Raw genomic sequence first — 16,804 nt, forward strand, 5'->3', positions numbered from 1 at the left:
GCTCGCGAGAGGTACGCCGTGGCCGGCGTGCGACAGTCGTTAACCATTTTCGCCGCAGTGCGGCAAGTAAACGAAGCGTTTCTCAAATATTAATAAAATCCGACAGGAAGACGCCTCAAAACCCTGTGATTCGTTTAGGGAAAAATTCATCGCTCTCGCGTAGCGTTACCCTCGATTGGGTGTGTTTAGTGAGCGTACCAATGACCGAACCCTATCGGCCTAGGGTCAAATACGTAATCGGGCCGGATGGCAGTCCGTTAACCATTGCGGATCTGCCTCCGCCCGAAACCAAGCGCTGGGTGATCCGTCGCAAGGCGGAGGTGGTTGCTGCTGTGCGCGGCGGCTTGCTCAGCCTCGAGGAAGCCTGCAAACGCTACACTTTGACTACCGAGGAGTTCCTGTCCTGGCAGGCCTCCATCGACCGTCATGGCCTTGCCGGCCTGCGCACCACGCGCATCCAGCAGTATCGGCAGTAGTCGGCCGCTTTACTTCGGCGATCTTGCGAATTCTTGTCACGTAAGCCCCGGCCTCGCGCCGGGGTTTTCGTCTGCGCCTACAGGCCCGCCAGGAACGCCGCCAGCTTCTCACCAGCGGGTTCGACCGCGCCGTCATTCATGATGGTGAGATCGGGCGCAGCGCCGAGAGCGGGTTCGCGCGCCAGCCGCCCGGCCCGGGCGTTGGCGTCCTCGCGCCCGCGCGCGGCGATACGGGCAGCGAGCACCTCGGGCGGCGCGGTGATCAGCACCAGCTTCACGTTCGGATAACGCGCCCGCGCCTCGGCCACTGCGGCGCGCGAGCCATTGGCGACCACGGTGCGCCCCCCCGCCAGCGCCGCCTTCACATCCGGGCCGAGTGCATAGCACAGGCCATTGGCCCGCCAGGCGAGGGCAAAACGTTCCGCGGCAATGCCGTCTTCGAATGCGGCCTCGTCGAACGGCTCGTGATCCTCGGTGCCATCCGGGGCCCGGTTGACGAGGCGGCGGGCGAACACGATGTCGGATCGAGCGGCAAGCCGCGCCTTGGCGAAGGCGAGGAGCGTATCCTTGCCGGCACCGGAGGGGCCGACGACGAACACCAGCAGGCCCGATCGCACGCTCGCCTCCGGCTGTGTGTCCGGCATCGTCCCGTTCATGGTCAGGACACCCGTTCGCCTTGCCGCCACACCGCGCGCACCACGGGCACGGCAGATTCTCCGGCGTCGGCGACAGTGACGCGGATCAGGTCGGCGCGCAGCCCTTCGGCGATGCGGCCGCGGTCGGTCAAGCCTGCCGCTGCGGCCGGATTGGCGCTGACGGTCCGTACCGCCGCGGGTAGCGAGATCTCCGGTACCCGGCGCGGCAGGTCGAAGGCGGCGAACAGCAGGCTCGCCGGCACATAATCCGAGGAGAGGATGTCGAGCACGCCCTGCCGGGCCAGGCTCTCGGCCGCGACATTGCCGGTGTGCGAGCCGCCGCGCACCAGGTTCGGCGCACCCATCAGCACGCGGATGCCGGCCTGGTGCGAGCCCGCCGCGGCGCGCTCGGTGGTGGGGAATTCGGCGATGGCGACGCCGTCGGCCACCGCCTCGGTGACATGAGCGTCAGTGGCGTCGTCATGGCTGGCCAGCACGATGCCGCGCTGGCGGGCATGGGCGACGAGGCGGTCGCGATTGGTGCGGGCGTGCAACTCGTGGGCGCGCAGGCGCTCGGCGACGATGATGTCCATCTCCTCGTCGGTGATGCCGCTCTTCTTCTTGTAATAGCTGCGGAAATGCTCCTCGCTGAGGAACTGCCGCTGGCCCGGCGTGTGGTCCATCAGCGAGATCAGCCTCACCTCGAAATCATCGAGCAGGTCTTCGGTGTCCTCGACCACGCCGTCGGCCGCGACTTCGCAGCGCAGGTGCACATGGTGCTCGGCGCGCAACAAGCCGGCCTTCGCCGCCTGGTTGACGGTGGCGGCGATCAGCGCGGCGTCGCCATCGACGCCGACCGCCTTGCGATCGGGCCAGACACGCAGCGAGTCGAACACCGTGGTGATGCCGGAGGCAGCGATCTGTGCGTCGTAGGCGATCACCGCGGCTAATGGATTCCAGCGCACGCGGGGGCGCGGGAACAGATGGCCCTCGACATGGTCGGTGTGCAGCTCGACGAGGCCGGGCAGCAGATAGTCGCCTTTCAGGTCGAGCGCGCCGGGCGGCACGGCACCGCTGCCGATCTCGGCGATGCGCCCGTCGCGCAGCACGACATGGCCCTCGCGCACTTCGTCGGGCAGCACCAGCCGGGCATTGGCGAGAATAGTGTCAGTCATCGATCCCTCAGGCCGCGGCAGCGAATTGCGTCACGTCGATCACGCGGTCGCAGACCGCATCGCGCACCTCGGCATCGTGGAAGATGCCAAGAATGCCGACACCCTCGCGCTTCTTCTCCTCGATCAGGGCGATCACCACGGCGCGGTTGGCGGCGTCGAGCGAAGCGGTCGGCTCGTCCATCAGGAGCAGCGGGCGGTGGGCGATGAGGCCGCGGGCAATGTTCACGCGCTGCTGCTCGCCGCCGGAGAAGGTCGCCGGCGGCAGTGCCCATAGCCGCTCCGGCAGGTTCAGCCGGGCGAGCAGTCGACCGGCGCGGGCGCGCGCCTCGTCGCGGGCGACGCCGTCGCCGATCAACGGCTCGGCTACCACGTCGAGTGCGGAGACCCGAGGTATGACGCGCAGGAACTGGCTGACATAGCCCATGGTGGAGGCGCGCAGCCGCATCAGCCGGCGCGGCTCCGCGGTGGCGACATCGACCATCTCGCCGCCGTCAGCGACCAGGATGGCGCCGGCATCGACCCGGTAATTGCCATAGACCATCTTCAGCAGCGAACTCTTGCCGGCGCCCGAGGGGCCGCCGAGCGCGACGCATTCGCCGGCATCGAGCGTGAAGCCGGCGCCATTGACCACCGGCAGCCGGGCGCCGTCGCGCAGATGCAGGATGAAGGTCTTGGAGAGACCGGAGACGTCGAGAAGCGCGCTCATGCCGCCAGCACCGAGGAAACCAGAAGCTGCGTATAGGGCTCGCGCGGATCGTCGAGCACCTGATCGGTAAGGCCGGTCTCGATGACGCGGCCATGACGCATCACCACCATGCGGTGCGAGAGCAGCCGGGCCACCGCGAGATCATGGGTGACGATGATGACGGCGAGGCCGAGCTCGGAGACCAGCGTGCGGATGAGGTCGAGCAGGCGCGCCTGCACCGAGACGTCGAGGCCGCCGGTCGGCTCGTCCATGAAGACGAGGCGCGGGCGGGTGACGAGGTTGCGGGCGATCTGCAGGCGCTGGCGCATGCCGCCGGAGAAGGCGCGTGGATCATCGTCGACGCGATCGGCGGCAATCTCGACGCGGGACAGCCAATCCAGCGCCTCGTCGCGGATATTGCCGTAGTGCCGCCAGCCCACCGCCATCAGCCGCTCGCCGACATTGCCGCCGGCGGAGACCGCCATGCGCAGTCCGGACTCGGGGTTCTGCCGCACGAAGCCCCAGTCGGTGCGCATCAGCAGCCGCCGCTCGGCCGCGCCGAGGCTGGCGAGATCGCGGGTCTGCCCATCCCGCATGCGGTAGAGCACGCGCCCGGTTGAGGGAGCGAGTTCCGTGGAGAGCAGGCCGAGCAAGGTCGACTTGCCGGAGCCGGATTCCCCGACCACAGCCAGCACTTCGCCGGGATGCACTTCCAGCGAGACGTCGCGGCAGCCGATGCGCGCGCCGTAGTTTTTCGAGAGGCCGTCTGCGATCAGGAGCGGGATGTCGGTCATTCGTCTCCGCTCCTCAAAGAAGAGGGCGTGCATGTGAGCATCCTTCGAGGCTCGCTGCGCTCGCACCTCAGGATGAGGTTGGTTGAAAAGGCGACCTCATCCTGAGGTGCCGGCCTGTGGCCGGCCTCGAAGGATGCTGAAGCCGAATGACCTCTGTGAGGTTTCATGGCGCCATCTCCCCGCGATGCCCTTCCTTCTGCCGGCCCTCGCAATAATCCGTGTCCGAGCACACGAACATGCGCCCGCCGGCATCGTCGAGGATCACCTCATCGAGATAGACGCCCTCGGCGGCGCACAGGGCGCAGGGCTTGGCGAAGCGCTGGACGCGGAAGGGGTGGTCGTCGAAATCGAGCGAGCGCACCCTGGTGTGGGGCGGGATGGCGTAGATGCGCTTCTCGCGGCCAGCCCCGAACAATTGCAGCGCCGGGCTGTCATCCATCTTCGGATTGTCGAATTTGGGGATGGGCGAGGGGTCCATCACATAGCGGCCCGCCACCTCCACCGGATAGGCGTAGGTGGTGGCGATGTGGCCGTGCCGGGCGATGTCCTCATAGAGCTTCACATGCATGAGGCCGTATTCCGCCAGCGCGTGCAACTCGCGGGTCTCGGTCTCGCGCGGCTCCAGGTAGCGCAGCGGCTCGGGGATCGGCACCTGATAGACCAGGATCTGCCGCTCGGAGAGCGGCGCCTCGGGGATGCGGTGGCGGGTCTGGATGATGGTGGCGTCCGGCGTCGAGGTGGTGGTGGCGATGCCGGCGGTCTTCTCGAAGAAGCCGCGGATCGCCACCGCGTTGGTGGTGTCGTCGGCGCCCTGGTCGATCACCTTGAGTACGTCGTCCGGGCCGAGCACGGCGGCGGTGACCTGCACGCCACCGGTGCCCCAGCCATAGGGCATCGGCATTTCGCGGCTCGCGAACGGCACCTGATAGCCGGGAATGGCGATCGCCTTCAGAATCGCGCGGCGGATCATGCGCTTGGTCTGCTCGTCGAGATAGGCGAAGTTGTAGGTGATCTCCGGCATGCCGCCCGAGTGCGTGTTCATCGGAGCGTTCATTCCGCGGCCTCCCGCATCTCGTCCTCGCGCTCATTGCGCATGCGGCGCACCAGATCGAGTTCGGCCTGGAAGTCGACATAATGCGGCAGCTTCAGATGCTCGACGAAGCCGGTCGCCTGCACATTGTCGGAGTGGGACAGAACGAACTCCTCGTCCTGTACCGGAGCGCCGAACTCCTCGCCGAGTTCCTTCCAGCGCAGCGCCCGTTCGACCAGCGCCATGGACATGGCCTTGCGCTCGCATTGCCCGAAGACGAGGCCATAGCCACGCGTGAATTGCGGCGGCGCGTCGGCGCTGCCCTGGAACTGCGTCACCATCTGGCACTCGGTGACCTGGACGGTGCCGAGCGAGACCTCGAAACCCAGCTCCTCGGCGAAGAACGACACCTCGATATCGCCGAAGCGGATCTCGCCGACGAAAGGATGGGTGCGGCCGAAGCCGCGCTGCGAGGAATAACCGAGCGCCAGCAGGAAGCCTTCATCGCCGCGGGCCAGCGTCTGCAAGCGCGCAGCGCGGTCGACGGGAAAGCTGACCGGCGCACGGGTGATATCGAAGGGCTCGCTGCCGTCATCGTCCGGGGAGGGTTCGATCAGCCCCTCGGCGCCGATCAGGTCGGTGACGCGCGGCATCGGGCCGGCGTCCACGATGGCTTCGGGCGCGTCGGCGGTGGCGTCGGCCGGGTCGGCGGCACTGAGCGAGGTGTCGAGCAGCCGGTGGGTGTAGTCGAAGGTCGGACCGAGCAATTGCCCGCCCGGCAGATCCTTGAAGGTGGCGGAGACGCGCCGGCGCACCAGCATGGCGGCGGTGTCGATGGGCAGCGAATTGCCGAAGCGCGGCAGCGTGGTGCGGAAGGCGCGCACAAGGAAGATCGCCTCGATCAGGTCGCCGCGCGCCTGCTTCACCGCCAAAGCGGCGAGCGCGGTGTCATAGAGCGAGCCCTCGGCCATCACCCGGTCGACGGCGAGCGAGAGCTGGGCGACGATCTGGTCGAGCCCGATGCTCGGCAGGTTCTTGTCGCCGCGCCGCCGCTTGGCGAGCAGTTCGTGGGCGTTGCGGATGGCCTTCTCGCCGCCTTTGGCCGCGACATACATCGGTCAAGCCTCCACGATCGCGATGGAGCGCGGCAGCGCGGCGACGCCGCCCGGGCCGGCCAGGATGAGATCGATGCCGCGCGGGAACAGCGCGCGGTTTGCTGTCCAGCGGGCGGCCAGGTCGGCCGGCAGCGGCTCGGCGTTGAAGTAGCGCACGCCTTCGATGCCCGGCCCATGAAGCTGCAAACCCGTCGTCGCGAAGCGCTCGACCTGCAGGATCAAGGTCGCGGATGCGTCGGGATAGTCAGGCGTGCCTTGCGCGAAGATCGAGAAATCGGGCAGCCGCGCCGGATCGGCGACCAGTGCGAAGCGGGCCGCAGCGGGATCAGCGACGATTGTCGCACCGGTATGGAAGCGCAGGAAGGCACCAACTTCGGGTACCGCCGCCAGCACCGGATCGAGCCAGAGCGGGGTCTCGTAATCGGCAAGAGCCAACGTCACCGCCGCCGCCTCGATCGAGAGTGGCGCAGGCGGGGCGAGATCGAGGGTCAACGGCTCGACGGTTCCCGGCCGGGCCAGCGCCCACATCACGGCGCGGAATACGGCCTGCGAATTGAGCACCGGGTCGGCGAAGCCGGGCGCCAGGGTGCTGGCGAGGGATTTGGCGGCGGAGAAGGTGGGCGGCGACATCTAGTCCTCCCCGCGCACGAGTGTGAAGAACTCGACCTTGGTCGCGGCGGTCTCGGCCCGCACGGTGCCGGCCTCACGTGCCAGCCGCTCGCGCACCGGCGCCAGCGCCGCTTCCACCGCGAGCCGGCGGCCGGCATCCTGCCACAGCGCATCGATGATCGCCGCCGCGCGTGCCGATTGCGGCGCGCGGCCGAGCCGGTAGCTGAAGCCGGCAGCGCCACCATCGAGCCGCACCGCCGCCCGGCTCACCGTCGCCTCGCCGAGATTAAAGGGGGCGCCATCGCCGCCGGTGCGGCCACGCAGCATGACGAGCCCGACTTCCGGCGCCCTGAGATCGATGGCGGTGGGGACCGGTGCCAGTGCGTGCAGCATGGAATCGAGTTCGGCCGGTTCCGCGCGGGCCAGCGCTGCCATGGCTTGCCGCCGCGCTGCTGCCTCGGGGGAGGCCTCGCGATCCGTCGGGTTTTCAGTCGGCGTTGAATTTTCAGTGGTCATGGCCGTCTCTGAGTGGCCGGCTTCATTCGCCGGGAGCAGGACGGAAGAGTTTGTATATTTATCTATACAAACATGCAAGGGCGTGATTTAAATTGGGCTCGCCCTAGTTTGTTCGGACGTAGCGATGACCGACAACACTGTGATGACGCCACCAACTGCAGACGATGTCGCCCGCGGCTCGGGCGTGGCGTTGTGGAAGCAGATTGCCGAGCGCATCGAGGCCGAGATCGTCGAAGGCCGGCTGGCGCCGGGCGCGCGGCTGCCGACCGAAGCCGAACTCTCCGAGCGCTTCGGCGTCAATCGCCACACGCTGCGCCGTGCCTTGGCGACGCTCACCGATCAGGGGCTCATCGAGGCGACGCCGGGCCGCGGCACCTTCGTGCGCGAGCCGCCGCTGCGCTACCCGATCGGCCCGCGCACCCGCTTCTCGGAGATCGTCTCGGCGGAGGGGCGCGAGCCCGGCGGGCGGGTGACGGGTTCGCGGATCGAGCCGGCGACGCCTGATGTCGCTGCGGCCCTCAGGATCGCGCCGGGCGACGACGTGCTGCGCATCGAGATGGTGCGCGATGCCGACGGCGTGCCGATCACGGTGGGCAGCCACTGGTATGTCGCCGAACGCTGCCGCGACCTCGACCTCATCACCGCCGCCACCGGCTCGGTCACCCGCGCGCTGGAGACGATCGGCCTCGGCGATTATCGCCGGCTGGAGACGCGCATCACCGCGCGGCTTGCCGATGAGGAGGAGCGTCGTCACCTCGCTCTCGCGCCGGGCCGCACCGTGATGGTGGTGGAAGCCATCAATGGCGATGCGCAGCGCCGGCCGATCCAGTTCTCCCGCGCCCGCTTCTCCGCCGACCGCGTGCAACTCGTCGTCAAGAGCTGACGCGCCCGGCGGATCGCATCACGCGATGATGTAGACGATCTCGTAGGTCGCGGGGTCGACGATGATGATCCGCCCGTCAGCCATGACGAAATAGCGGTAGCCGCGATATTGCGGCACGATCTCCACCACTTCTCGCGGCAGCACCTGCAACTCGACGGTCCGCGGCACCGCGACGCCGACGCCCACATTGAAGGTGATGTTCGTCACCGGCCTTGCATGCTGCTTGGCGAAGGACTGCCGCACGCTCGTGCGCTTCTCGGCGCTGAGCGCTCCGATCCCGCCGGTCGGGCCGGAATCGGCAGTCGACTTCTTGCGCGGAGTGGTCTGTTCCTGCGCCGCCTTGCCGGACTTGGGCATGGGAGCGGCTTCGCCCGGGGCAGGGGCGGCCTCGCCGGTTTGCGGGCGGGTCCCGGAAGGGCTGGTGGCGCCCTGCGGCATTTGCTGCTGGCGTACCGCGGGCTTTTGCGGGGTGCCGGGCGTAGTGGGCACGGGCTGAGCGCCGGTCTCCGGGAGCGGCGCCGGCGCTTGCGCCGGAGCCGGGGTGGCGAGCAACAGCGGCAGGGCCGCCACTGTGGTGAAAAGCATGGTGCGCATGATCGTCTCCATGAAATGTCGCGATCAGACGTCTGCCGAGGCCTGCCGGCCTCGCTCTGGCGTTACGTCGCATCCGACATCGCTGTAACGATCGGCGTACGAAGAGTTTCCGCGATGTGCAGAAATTTCATGGATTTCCGGACGATAATACTGGAGGCGAGGTAAATATAGGCCGCAAGATCGGCCGGATACCTCTTGTTAGATCGAAAATTGCTTTTCAAGCAACCACGTCGAATTTCCAACAGACCGCTCAGGCGGCGCGCTCGACCTTTTTGCCGGCACGGTTGCGCTCCTGCGCGAACGGGCTCAGGCCGAGCCATTGCTGCATCGAGGCGGCGATATGGGGATCGCCGTCGAGCTGGAGTCGCTTTTCCTCGATCTCGCCGCGCACATTGGCAAATCCCATCCAGATCGCCGTCAAGGTGCGCAACGAGCATTGCACATAGAGGTCGATCTCGAAGCCGGGATCGGTGGAGCAGAGATCGACCTTGCGGCCGTCGACCACCATCCAGAATTTCTGCCGGGCTGCCGCCAGTTCCGGGAAGTGGAAGCGGATGGTGCAGCGCTGCGGCGGCATCGGCGTCGGATCGAGGTGCCGGCGCATGTCCCACATCAGCAGCGAGGGGTCGAGCTTCTCCAGCGATTGCTCGGTCTCGACCCAGCGCTGGCCCCAGAAGCCGAGCGTCATCACCACGCCGCGCAGATCCTCGCCGGCCGGCGTGAGATGATATTCGAACCCGTCATCCCCGCGCCGCACCTCGATGATGCCGGCATGGGCCAGTTCCTTGAGGCGCTTCGACAGCAGCGTCGGCGACATGCGCGGCACGCCGCGGCGCAGATCGTTGAAGCGCCGACTGCCGCACAGCAATTCGCGCAGCACCAGGGCCGTCCAGCGCGTGCAGACGATCTCCGCCGCCATCGCGACCGGGCAGAACTGGCCGTAGCTCGCAGTTATTTCCATCAAGGCGATCCTCTATCGAGCCGCCGAACCCAGAGTAAGATTACGCCGTCCCGTGGCACCGCACGAGTACATTTTTTGTACTTGATGACTGCTCTTGGAAGGCAAAGGATCACCGTGCCCCCTGCCTAGGAGCAGTACGATGACCGTTGCGACACAAACAGAATTCTCATCCGCGACACCTCTGGAGATCCTTGCGATTGCTAAGGAACTCGGACCGAAATTCGCGGAGCGTGCAAGATCAGCCGGTGATGACGATGTCTTCGTCTCGGAGAATTACAAGGATTTGAGAGCCTCGGGCCTCGTTGAAGCCGGCGTGCCTGCCGACTTCGGCGGCCGCGGCGCCGATGTCGGCCAGCTCTGCGCCATGATCCGCGAACTGGCGCAGCATTGCGGATCGACCGCGCTCGCCTTCGCCATGCACACCCACCAGGTGGCGATCCCGGCCTGGCGCTGGACCCACCAGCAGGCTGCCCCGGTGGTGCCGCTGCTGAAGCGGGTGGCGGCGGAGCGCATCATCCTGCTGTCGAGCGGCGGCTCCGACTGGATCGAAGGTTCCGGCAAGGCCGAGCGCGTCGAAGGCGGCTACAAGATCACCGCGCGCAAGGTCTTCACCTCGGGATCGCCGTCCGGTGACCTCTTGATGACGGGCGCGGTGCTGGAGGGCGAGCCGGAAGGCCCGCTGGTGCTGCATTTCGGCGTGCCGATGAAGTCGCAGCACGTCTCCGTGCCGCTGACCTGGAAGGCGCTCGGCATGCGCGGCACCGGCTCCAACGACGTGGTGATCGACGGCCATTTCGTGCCGGAGGAGGGGGTCGCGCTGCGCCGCAAGCAGGGCGAATGGCACATGCTGTTCCACATCATCTCGATGGTGGCGTTCCCGATCATCTATGCCGCCTATCTCGGCGTCGCCGAGAGCGCGCGCGATATCGCGCTCGGCATGGCGAAGCGTCGCGCGGCGGACCCGCATGTGGTGACGCTGGTTGGCCAGATGGAGACCGAGTTGCGTGCGGCGCAATACGCCCATGCCGGCATGATCGCTACGGCAGAGCGCGGCACGCCGTCGCCGGAGACCACCAACGAGATCATGATCGGCCGCTCGCTGGTCGCGCGCCATGCCATCGCCGCGGTCGAACTGGCGATGGAGGCCGCGGGAGGCGCCGCCTTCTTCCGCGACAACGGCCTGGAGCGCCGCTTCCGCGACATCCAGGGCGCCCGCTACCACCCGATGAGGAGCGGCGCGCAGCAGGAGTTCGCGGGGCGGCTGGCGCTCGGGCTGGATACCGCGCGGACATTTTAGGTCCGACCGGGGGCGGACGCGGACGCGTCGCCGGACCGAACGGTCCGGCGACGCCCGTTCTCCCGGCTTCCACTTCCACTCACATGATGCAGCGCATCGCCAAGGCGATGTGTCTCAACGCGTCCCTCGTTCACGAGGAGGATCTGATGTTCACGACCAGCGAAGCTACATTCGGGGCCGAGGGCGGTTCGACCGGATTGCGGTCGGCCGCGTCGCTCCTGAAGGCTTTTGCCGTCTGGCTCTACCGTCGCCCTTTGGCGGCGAACCGCCATTGCGTGATCCGCCGAGCGAAAAGGGAACTGCTCGACCTGCCGGACGTCCTTCTGAAGGACATGGGTGTCAGCAGGTCCGAGGTCGAGACCCTCGTCCATTATGGCCGTATCGATGGATCGGTGGGTGTGCCCGGCCGTGCCGGGTCTGCAAGGTGGCGCGTGCTGCCGTGACGATCACGGCCTTTGCCTGCACAAAGCCCGGCTAAATTCAGGCCGGGCTTTTGCTGTCGCTCACGAGCGCAGGCGACGCCATCGAACGCAGATAGTGTTCGGCATGCTGGAAGTAGTTCTCGGCGGCGACCGTGTCACCCATCGCGACTTCTGTTCTGGCGAGCGCCAGATAATGTTCGTATTTCTGCTTCGCGCCGCCATTCTCCCGGCGGGCAAGCCGGGGCATCGAGCGGGCGGATCTGTTCGGTTCTATATTCATGGCTTTCCTCAGCCGAGCTGCTCGGCGATGATTCTCCGGACCTCTTCGCGGCTCAGGCCGCAAGGCTCGGGTTTCCAGTCTGGGCTGGATTTCACTGGGGTAATTTCTTGATTGTCGTGGCGCGGCTCGATCGGCCGCATATGCTTCTGGAGTTTAGTTTTCATGTTTCCTTCGGCCGCCCGGCTAGATGGGCGGCATTTGTTGCGGGGCGGCAAAGGTGCAACCCGGCGAGCTGTCATCGACAGCCTGTAATTTCGGATAATCTGATTTGCCGGCTCGACGCTCCGAAAACGCGCCGCATACCCAAGGTGACCACCGACTAAGACCTAGGTAAGGCGCGGGTCGAAAAAATCAAGAGTAACAACAAGAAGCGGCCCGGCGGGCGACCTGTCCGCGGCAGGCCGACGACGCGCCTCGGATCAGGTCTGGCCGGCCATGCTCACTTCCCGTCCGCAATTTTTTCCGCGGTGTCCGGCGTGCCGGGCGCATTTACCGGATCGCCGAGCGAGGGCTGGAAAGTCTGCGGCTTATCATCGGTCTTGGAGCCGACGATCTGCATGGAATTGCCGAGCGAGCGCATGGCTTCGGTCAGGGTTTCAGAAAGGATCCTGGTCATTTGTGCCTCCTATGTTGACGAATTGGGAAAGACATCGCGGCGGGACATCACAAACGATGCGCTTGCCGCGTCACCAAGCGATGGAGGCAGATTAGTCATCCGGCGCTGGCGCTGATATTATATCGAGGCGTAATCAGTCCATAAGACGGTTTCACAAGCTCATATCTTGGTTTGTGCTCGCCGCTACCGCGCACGCTCGAATCGGCGGCGGACCACCGGCCGGTGCCGGGGGCGCGCCTGGGCCCTCGACCATATTCGAGTATGATTGTGCCCCCGCCCCATTGGGACGAGGGTCGGTTCGGGCGCCGGTGAAGTTCTCTGAGATACTCGCCGTACGACTGCCGTGCCGCCGAAAGCCTGCAACATAGGGGAGGCAGCAATGAGTGCCTGGATTCGACCTCTGGTGGTCGCCGGCGGGATCGTCGCGATTTTCCTGCCGACCTGTCTCTGGGCCGATGGAAGCGGGCCTCCCGCGGCCGTGAGCTCCACGGCTGGGCAATATAGCGACAAGGATGGCAATCCCACCTTCAACATATCAAAGGATGGGACAGTCGATTGGTACACATCGATCGGCTACACCCGGTACACCGCGAACTGCATGCAGTGCCATGGTCCGGATGGGCTGGGGTCGAGTTTCGGGCCTGCACTCACCGATGCGCTGCAGACGCTGAGCTACAGCGATTTCGTGGACACCGTCACGAACGGCAAGAAGAACGTGAGCGCGAGCCAGGATCTGGTCATGCCGTCATTCGGCGTCAATCCGAACGTGATGTGTTACCTGGATGCGATCTTCATCTATCTGCGAGCACGCTCCGATGATGCGCTCGGGCGCGGCAAGCCCCAGAAAAGTGAACCGCGGCCGCCCGGCTACAGCGCTACCGAGGATGCCTGCATGGGCTAGTTTCGCCCAGACGGAAGCCCCGACGGAAGCTGGTAATGACCTATATCCAAAACCCCGCTCTCAAATATGCGAGGACTGGGGAAGGTTTTGAGCTGCCCGTCCTCGATGTCTCAAATCCCAGCTTCGCCATTCCAGAAGAGTTCGCGGACCTCGATGCCGTACGAGCATCGATCGCCGAGGAAATGCGACAGCGGCGATTCATTCCGCGCTTTGTGATGCGCCTCATGTTTCGCGCCGCGGCCAGGAATTCGCGTCTCATGACTGCGATCGTCGATCCAAAGGCGAGATATCTCGATGGTATTTCCACCTATGTCATGAAACTTGGCGCGGACAATCTGGTCCCGCCCTTCGATACGGCGATCGATCGCAAGGTGGCGGGGTCTCCGCACGGCACGATGTTACGCCTTCGGACCCGACAAACCGTATGTTTGCTGGCGCGGGCCATTGCTGATGACGCGGCATTCGCGAGCGAACAGCCGCTTCATTTGATCAATATCGGCGGCGGTCCGGCGCTCGACAGCGTAAATGCGCTCGTTCTGCTGAGACTCAGCCACCCGCAATTGCTGAGCCGCGAGATTGTCATCCATGTGCTGGACGGCGACAGCCAGGGCGCGCTTTTCGGAGCGAACGCACTGGCCGCCCTGCAGGCGGAAGACGGTCCTCTCGCGGGCGTCGACGTGCGGCTGGAGCGGCGCGACTACAATTGGAATGAGCAGGAACCGCTGGGACGCTTGATACGGGAGGTGAAGGCGGGAGGAGGCGTTGCCGCGGTATCGACGGAAGGGGCGCTGTTCGAATACGGAAGCGACGCCGCGATTGTGGAAAATCTCCTCGCTCTTCGCGAAGGCGGCGTCACCCGCCCTGTCGTCGGCTCGGTGACCAACGCCGACCCGCTCCGGCGCCGCATAATCGCCATGAGCGGGTTTGACCTGATCGCGCGCGGAATCGATGGCTTCCGGCCCCTGGCGGCACGGGCCGGTTTTGCAATTACCGATGTCAGGGATGCGGTGCTGAGCAGCCAGGTGTTACTTCACGCGGCTTGAGCCTCAGCGCAAATCCCTGCCGTCGTCACTTCGCAGTTTCCAGCATGTGCTCGACCGCGCCGATTGCCACCTCAAGGTCCGCGATTTTCCGCAGGGCGTTGTCGGACGGAATGGTGCCGGCCTCGGCGGCGGCGTGGATGAGTTCTTGCTGCGCTTGCAACAGGCGGTCACGTAGTTCTGTCAGTTTTGTTCGCATGGTTCCTTCGCGCTTCATGAGCCCTTTGAACTTCTAGGGCTCTCACCGCTCCGGTCAAGCCAGTTGAAGGCCGGACCGACACCGGGTCAACAGGGTGACCTGGAGAGCGGGGGCTGCCATTCCCAAACGATTGCACGGGCAATGGCGGTCATAGCAGAGGTCTATCGTGTTCGCGTCGCGAATATTGAAGGTATAAATGCTTCCCATTGCGCGACAGCTTAGCGCAAGTTGGAGTGCGGTTTCGTCATTCAAATGGAATGGCTGAATTTCCGCCGCCGTGGCGAGAAGCGACCCGCAGCGGTCGGGCGTGGGCCTGCGGTCGAAGCTGCGTGCCGTGCGCACTGTTCCGCAGAACACGCCGGATGGCGGTCGGATCTTGGCGCCACGGTCATTGCCCGGCAGTGGGACGGCGCTGCCCCTACTTGTGGCGCTTGCGCATTGATCGGTGGACTGGGCATCAACTCCGACGCCAAGTCGTCACTTCCACGTCTGACGGCCGGGAGCATGCCGTCAGGCTGCCTGCGCCCTGCCGAGTTCGACGTTGCCGCGGATCTCGACCTCTATCTCCAGGACCGACATCGGCGTTCCGCGTTCGAGGCGAACCTTCACCGCATCGCGGTCGCAGGGCACGCGCTTGGCGACCGCCGCGAGGATGTCCTCCCGCAGGCTGGACAACAGGTCGTCACCACCCAGCACCTGGCGCTCGTGCGACAGCAGGATCTGCAGTCGTTCGCGCGCCTCCGGCGCGCTCCCGGTGGTGGAGAACAGCTTTTTCCATAGGCTCATGCCGCCCTCCTGAGGAATTTGCTGAACAGGCCGAGGCGCTGCGTCGTCGGCACTTCCACCGTCAGGTTCTCGCCCTTGAGGCGTCGGGCGGCATCGACATAGGCCCGGGCCGGTGCGCTCGCCGGATCATGGATCGAAACCGGCACGCCGAAGTTCGAGGCTTTCAGCACGTCGGGGCTCTCGGGAATGATGCCGAGCAGCGGAAGCGAGAGGATTTCCAGCACGTCCTCGGTCTTCAGCATGTCGCCGCGGGCGGCGCGCGCCGCGTCGTAGCGCGTCAGCAGCAGCCGCTTGTCGACGGTTTCGCCGCGGATCGCCTTCAAGGTCTTGGCGTCGAGGATGCCGACGATGCGGTCGCTGTCGCGGACCGAGGAGACTTCCGGATTGGTGACGACGACGGCGATGTCGCAATGGCGCATGGCCAGCGTCGCGCCGCGCTCGATGCCCGCCGGGCTGTCGCAGATCACCCAGTCGAACTGGGTCGCCAGCTCGCCGATCACCTTGTCGACGCCTTCTTCGGTCAGCGCGTCCTTGTCGCGGGTCTGCGACGCGGGCAGCAGGAAGAGGGTTTCGACGCGCTTATCCCGGATCAGGGCCTGCGACAGCCGGGCGTCGCCCTGGACGACGTTCACGAGGTCATAGACCACGCGCCGCTCGGCACCCATGACCAGGTCAAGGTTGCGCAGGCCGACGTCGAAATCGACCACGGCCACGCGGTCGCCTGTTCGCGCCAGTGCGGCGCCGAGGGCGGCAGTCGTCGTGGTCTTGCCGACGCCGCCCTTTCCCGATGTGACTGTGATGATCTTCGCCATGACCTGCTTCGCTCCTAAAGTGCGGCAAACCGCATCGCGTCATTGTCGAGCCACACCCGGACGGCCTGGCTCCGAATGTTCCCGTCGAGGTCTTCTGCCGTCATGTACGCGCCGTCGATGGCGATCAGCTCGGCTTCCATCCGCGTGCAGAAGATCCGCGCCTTCGAGCCGATCGTCGCGCCGGCGATCGCCCGTCCGCACAGTGCGCCATAGACGTGGATCGAGCCGCCGGCGATGATCTCGGCCCCCGAAGCGACCGATCCGACGACGGTGATGTCGCCCTCGAGGCAGACGATCGACTGGCCCGATCGCACCTTCTGCTCGATGAGCATGTTGACCGGTTCCGCCGGCTTGCTCGGTTCGGCGGGAACCGCGATTTCGTCCGAGATGGCGAGAGAAATATCCCGGCCGCCACGCAGCATCGGCGGCATGCTGGCATCGACCATGCTGGGGCGGACACCTTCGAGCCCGACGAGGCGCACGCCACGCGCCGCGAGCTCGCTGATCCAGCGCTCCAGTTCAGGTTTGCCGGCCGCGGTTCCACCCATGTCGAGCACCACCGTGCGGCCGGTGAAGAAGCCGGGCGAGCGCTGTAGCCAGACGTCGAAATCTGCGAACCACTGCTGGATCGGCGCGTCGGCGACGAGCGTCATCGCGACAAACGAGCGACCGCGGAAGCGGATGGATGGACCGGAGCGGCTGACAGCACTCACCGTTCGAATCTCCCTTTGTTCAAGAGAGATTCAGTTAATCTTGGTTAATGGCTGGTTAAGACGCTGGTCTGGTTGGTGATGTCCGGCGATGGGATGCATCCAGGTACCGGCGGGCACAGTTGCTGTCCGGGCTCTCGCGTGAGCGGCCGGCCCGAGGGGGCTTCGCGGCATCCGGTGCCCGGGTGCCGCGCGGTGTATCCGATGGAATCGCCGACCGGTGCGAGCACCAAAATCTTGCTCGTTACTGATGTGGCCTGGCGAAGAC

At 65.9% G+C, this 16,804-nt stretch carries 23 protein-coding genes; 6 read left to right on the plus strand and 17 right to left on the minus strand.

The window, feature by feature from the left end; all coding sequences use genetic code 11:
- The first annotated feature begins 200 nt into the window (after positions 1 to 200).
- Complete coding sequence (locus tag G3545_RS27870) at positions 201 to 476, plus strand: DUF1153 domain-containing protein (RefSeq protein ID WP_029352570.1); 276 nt, start codon at positions 201 to 203, stop codon at positions 474 to 476.
- A 77-nt stretch (positions 477 to 553) separates the two neighbouring features.
- On the opposite strand, the gene phnN is transcribed toward G3545_RS27870, so the two are convergent.
- From phnN to phnG, 8 genes are all read right to left on the minus strand, one after another.
- A complete protein-coding gene (phnN, locus tag G3545_RS27875; RefSeq protein ID WP_246702595.1) occupies positions 554 to 1,120 on the minus strand; it encodes a phosphonate metabolism protein/1,5-bisphosphokinase (PRPP-forming) PhnN in 567 nt (188 codons plus the stop codon).
- A gap of 14 nt (positions 1,121 to 1,134) precedes the next feature.
- Positions 1,135 to 2,286 carry an alpha-D-ribose 1-methylphosphonate 5-triphosphate diphosphatase gene (locus tag G3545_RS27880; protein ID WP_170017547.1) on the minus strand — a complete coding sequence of 384 codons (1,152 nt, stop codon included), beginning with the start codon at positions 2,284 to 2,286 and terminating at the stop codon, positions 1,135 to 1,137.
- 7 nt (positions 2,287 to 2,293) lie between these two features.
- Positions 2,294 to 2,992, minus strand: a complete 699-nt coding sequence (phnL, locus tag G3545_RS27885; protein WP_170017548.1) for a phosphonate C-P lyase system protein PhnL — start codon at positions 2,990 to 2,992, stop codon at positions 2,294 to 2,296.
- Positions 2,989 to 3,765, minus strand: a complete 777-nt coding sequence (gene phnK / locus G3545_RS27890) for a phosphonate C-P lyase system protein PhnK (RefSeq protein WP_170017549.1) — start codon at positions 3,763 to 3,765, stop codon at positions 2,989 to 2,991. The genes phnL and phnK overlap by 4 nt, the downstream gene beginning before the upstream one ends.
- Before the next feature lie 163 nt (positions 3,766 to 3,928).
- Positions 3,929 to 4,807 carry an alpha-D-ribose 1-methylphosphonate 5-phosphate C-P-lyase PhnJ gene (locus G3545_RS27895; protein WP_281411741.1) on the minus strand — a complete coding sequence of 293 codons (879 nt, stop codon included), beginning with the start codon at positions 4,805 to 4,807 and terminating at the stop codon, positions 3,929 to 3,931.
- Between the two features lie 8 nt (positions 4,808 to 4,815).
- The gene (locus G3545_RS27900) at positions 4,816 to 5,910 is read right to left on the minus strand and encodes a carbon-phosphorus lyase complex subunit PhnI (RefSeq protein ID WP_170017550.1); all 1,095 of its coding nucleotides are present in this window, start codon (positions 5,908 to 5,910) and stop codon (positions 4,816 to 4,818) included.
- A 3-nt stretch (positions 5,911 to 5,913) separates the two neighbouring features.
- Positions 5,914 to 6,540, minus strand: a complete 627-nt coding sequence (phnH, locus tag G3545_RS27905; protein ID WP_170017551.1) for a phosphonate C-P lyase system protein PhnH — start codon at positions 6,538 to 6,540, stop codon at positions 5,914 to 5,916.
- On the minus strand, positions 6,541 to 7,035 hold the full coding sequence (gene phnG, locus G3545_RS27910; RefSeq protein WP_170017552.1) for a phosphonate C-P lyase system protein PhnG: 495 nt from the start codon (positions 7,033 to 7,035) through the stop codon (positions 6,541 to 6,543).
- Between the two features lie 124 nt (positions 7,036 to 7,159).
- Between phnG and phnF the strand changes: the two genes are divergently transcribed.
- Positions 7,160 to 7,918: a phosphonate metabolism transcriptional regulator PhnF gene (phnF, locus tag G3545_RS27915; RefSeq protein WP_206151351.1), complete on the plus strand. Its 759-nt coding sequence runs from the start codon at positions 7,160 to 7,162 to the stop codon at positions 7,916 to 7,918.
- An 18-nt stretch (positions 7,919 to 7,936) separates the two neighbouring features.
- Here the strand turns inward: phnF and G3545_RS27920 are convergent, their stop codons facing one another.
- Positions 7,937 to 8,512, minus strand: a complete 576-nt coding sequence (locus G3545_RS27920; protein WP_170017553.1) for a DUF1236 domain-containing protein — start codon at positions 8,510 to 8,512, stop codon at positions 7,937 to 7,939.
- A gap of 250 nt (positions 8,513 to 8,762) precedes the next feature.
- Positions 8,763 to 9,473: a helix-turn-helix domain-containing protein gene (locus G3545_RS27925; RefSeq protein WP_206151353.1), complete on the minus strand. Its 711-nt coding sequence runs from the start codon at positions 9,471 to 9,473 to the stop codon at positions 8,763 to 8,765.
- A gap of 139 nt (positions 9,474 to 9,612) precedes the next feature.
- On the opposite strand from G3545_RS27925, the gene G3545_RS27930 reads away from it, so the two are divergent.
- On the plus strand, positions 9,613 to 10,770 hold the full coding sequence (locus G3545_RS27930; RefSeq protein ID WP_170017554.1) for an acyl-CoA dehydrogenase family protein: 1,158 nt from the start codon (positions 9,613 to 9,615) through the stop codon (positions 10,768 to 10,770).
- 146 nt (positions 10,771 to 10,916) lie between these two features.
- The gene (locus tag G3545_RS27935) at positions 10,917 to 11,213 is read left to right on the plus strand and encodes a DUF1127 domain-containing protein (RefSeq protein ID WP_170017555.1); all 297 of its coding nucleotides are present in this window, start codon (positions 10,917 to 10,919) and stop codon (positions 11,211 to 11,213) included.
- 37 nt (positions 11,214 to 11,250) lie between these two features.
- On the opposite strand, the gene G3545_RS27940 is transcribed toward G3545_RS27935, so the two are convergent.
- From G3545_RS27940 to G3545_RS27950, 3 genes are all read right to left on the minus strand, one after another.
- A complete protein-coding gene (locus G3545_RS27940) occupies positions 11,251 to 11,472 on the minus strand; it encodes a DUF4167 domain-containing protein (RefSeq protein WP_170017556.1) in 222 nt (73 codons plus the stop codon).
- A gap of 8 nt (positions 11,473 to 11,480) precedes the next feature.
- On the minus strand, positions 11,481 to 11,636 hold the full coding sequence (locus G3545_RS27945) for a hypothetical protein (protein ID WP_170008861.1): 156 nt from the start codon (positions 11,634 to 11,636) through the stop codon (positions 11,481 to 11,483).
- Positions 11,637 to 11,911: 275 nt separating this feature from the next.
- Positions 11,912 to 12,088 (minus strand): hypothetical protein, encoded by a 177-nt coding sequence (locus tag G3545_RS27950; protein WP_170017557.1) that lies wholly within the window; start codon positions 12,086 to 12,088, stop codon positions 11,912 to 11,914.
- A gap of 379 nt (positions 12,089 to 12,467) precedes the next feature.
- Here G3545_RS27950 and G3545_RS27955 point away from each other — a divergent pair, with 379 nt between their 5' ends.
- Both G3545_RS27955 and G3545_RS27960 read left to right on the plus strand, forming a co-directional pair.
- Positions 12,468 to 12,989 carry a c-type cytochrome, methanol metabolism-related gene (locus G3545_RS27955; protein ID WP_170017558.1) on the plus strand — a complete coding sequence of 174 codons (522 nt, stop codon included), beginning with the start codon at positions 12,468 to 12,470 and terminating at the stop codon, positions 12,987 to 12,989.
- A gap of 35 nt (positions 12,990 to 13,024) precedes the next feature.
- On the plus strand, positions 13,025 to 14,032 hold the full coding sequence (locus tag G3545_RS27960; protein WP_170017559.1) for a hypothetical protein: 1,008 nt from the start codon (positions 13,025 to 13,027) through the stop codon (positions 14,030 to 14,032).
- A 25-nt stretch (positions 14,033 to 14,057) separates the two neighbouring features.
- Here the strand turns inward: G3545_RS27960 and G3545_RS27965 are convergent, their stop codons facing one another.
- From G3545_RS27965 to minC, 4 genes are all read right to left on the minus strand, one after another.
- Complete coding sequence (locus G3545_RS27965; RefSeq protein WP_170008862.1) at positions 14,058 to 14,246, minus strand: hypothetical protein; 189 nt, start codon at positions 14,244 to 14,246, stop codon at positions 14,058 to 14,060.
- 492 nt (positions 14,247 to 14,738) lie between these two features.
- Entirely contained in the window at positions 14,739 to 15,014 is a 276-nt protein-coding gene (minE, locus tag G3545_RS27970) for a cell division topological specificity factor MinE (RefSeq protein WP_170017560.1), read from the minus strand.
- Positions 15,011 to 15,826: a septum site-determining protein MinD gene (minD, locus tag G3545_RS27975; RefSeq protein WP_170017561.1), complete on the minus strand. Its 816-nt coding sequence runs from the start codon at positions 15,824 to 15,826 to the stop codon at positions 15,011 to 15,013. Before minD ends, minE begins: the two co-directional genes overlap by 4 nt.
- A gap of 14 nt (positions 15,827 to 15,840) precedes the next feature.
- Positions 15,841 to 16,479 carry a septum site-determining protein MinC gene (gene minC, locus G3545_RS27980; RefSeq protein ID WP_246702596.1) on the minus strand — a complete coding sequence of 213 codons (639 nt, stop codon included), beginning with the start codon at positions 16,477 to 16,479 and terminating at the stop codon, positions 15,841 to 15,843.
- Positions 16,480 to 16,804: the final 325 nt, after the last annotated feature.

Origin of the sequence: Starkeya sp. ORNL1, from assembly GCF_012971745.1 — a bacterium.
In the GTDB taxonomy this organism is placed as follows: Bacteria; Pseudomonadota; Alphaproteobacteria; order Rhizobiales; family Xanthobacteraceae; genus Ancylobacter.

Bases quoted from the DNA above. Each gene is read 5' to 3' on its own strand.
- G3545_RS27870 (WP_029352570.1), top strand. From the start codon at position 201: ATGACCGAACCCTATCGGCCTAGGGTCAAATACGTAATCGGGCCGGAT.
- phnN (WP_246702595.1), bottom strand. From the start codon at position 1,120: ATGCCGGACACACAGCCGGAGGCGAGCGTGCGATCGGGCCTGCTGGTG.
- G3545_RS27880 (WP_170017547.1), bottom strand. From the start codon at position 2,286: ATGACTGACACTATTCTCGCCAATGCCCGGCTGGTGCTGCCCGACGAA.
- phnL (WP_170017548.1), bottom strand. From the start codon at position 2,992: ATGAGCGCGCTTCTCGACGTCTCCGGTCTCTCCAAGACCTTCATCCTG.
- phnK (WP_170017549.1), bottom strand. From the start codon at position 3,765: ATGACCGACATCCCGCTCCTGATCGCAGACGGCCTCTCGAAAAACTAC.
- G3545_RS27895 (WP_281411741.1), bottom strand. From the start codon at position 4,807: ATGAACACGCACTCGGGCGGCATGCCGGAGATCACCTACAACTTCGCC.
- G3545_RS27900 (WP_170017550.1), bottom strand. From the start codon at position 5,910: ATGTATGTCGCGGCCAAAGGCGGCGAGAAGGCCATCCGCAACGCCCAC.
- phnH (WP_170017551.1), bottom strand. From the start codon at position 6,540: ATGTCGCCGCCCACCTTCTCCGCCGCCAAATCCCTCGCCAGCACCCTG.
- phnG (WP_170017552.1), bottom strand. From the start codon at position 7,035: ATGACCACTGAAAATTCAACGCCGACTGAAAACCCGACGGATCGCGAG.
- phnF (WP_206151351.1), top strand. From the start codon at position 7,160: ATGACCGACAACACTGTGATGACGCCACCAACTGCAGACGATGTCGCC.
- G3545_RS27920 (WP_170017553.1), bottom strand. From the start codon at position 8,512: ATGCGCACCATGCTTTTCACCACAGTGGCGGCCCTGCCGCTGTTGCTC.
- G3545_RS27925 (WP_206151353.1), bottom strand. From the start codon at position 9,473: ATGGAAATAACTGCGAGCTACGGCCAGTTCTGCCCGGTCGCGATGGCG.
- G3545_RS27930 (WP_170017554.1), top strand. From the start codon at position 9,613: ATGACCGTTGCGACACAAACAGAATTCTCATCCGCGACACCTCTGGAG.
- G3545_RS27935 (WP_170017555.1), top strand. From the start codon at position 10,917: ATGTTCACGACCAGCGAAGCTACATTCGGGGCCGAGGGCGGTTCGACC.
- G3545_RS27940 (WP_170017556.1), bottom strand. From the start codon at position 11,472: ATGAATATAGAACCGAACAGATCCGCCCGCTCGATGCCCCGGCTTGCC.
- G3545_RS27945 (WP_170008861.1), bottom strand. From the start codon at position 11,636: ATGAAAACTAAACTCCAGAAGCATATGCGGCCGATCGAGCCGCGCCAC.
- G3545_RS27950 (WP_170017557.1), bottom strand. From the start codon at position 12,088: ATGACCAGGATCCTTTCTGAAACCCTGACCGAAGCCATGCGCTCGCTC.
- G3545_RS27955 (WP_170017558.1), top strand. From the start codon at position 12,468: ATGAGTGCCTGGATTCGACCTCTGGTGGTCGCCGGCGGGATCGTCGCG.
- G3545_RS27960 (WP_170017559.1), top strand. From the start codon at position 13,025: ATGACCTATATCCAAAACCCCGCTCTCAAATATGCGAGGACTGGGGAA.
- G3545_RS27965 (WP_170008862.1), bottom strand. From the start codon at position 14,246: ATGAAGCGCGAAGGAACCATGCGAACAAAACTGACAGAACTACGTGAC.
- minE (WP_170017560.1), bottom strand. From the start codon at position 15,014: ATGAGCCTATGGAAAAAGCTGTTCTCCACCACCGGGAGCGCGCCGGAG.
- minD (WP_170017561.1), bottom strand. From the start codon at position 15,826: ATGGCGAAGATCATCACAGTCACATCGGGAAAGGGCGGCGTCGGCAAG.
- minC (WP_246702596.1), bottom strand. From the start codon at position 16,479: ATGACGCTCGTCGCCGACGCGCCGATCCAGCAGTGGTTCGCAGATTTC.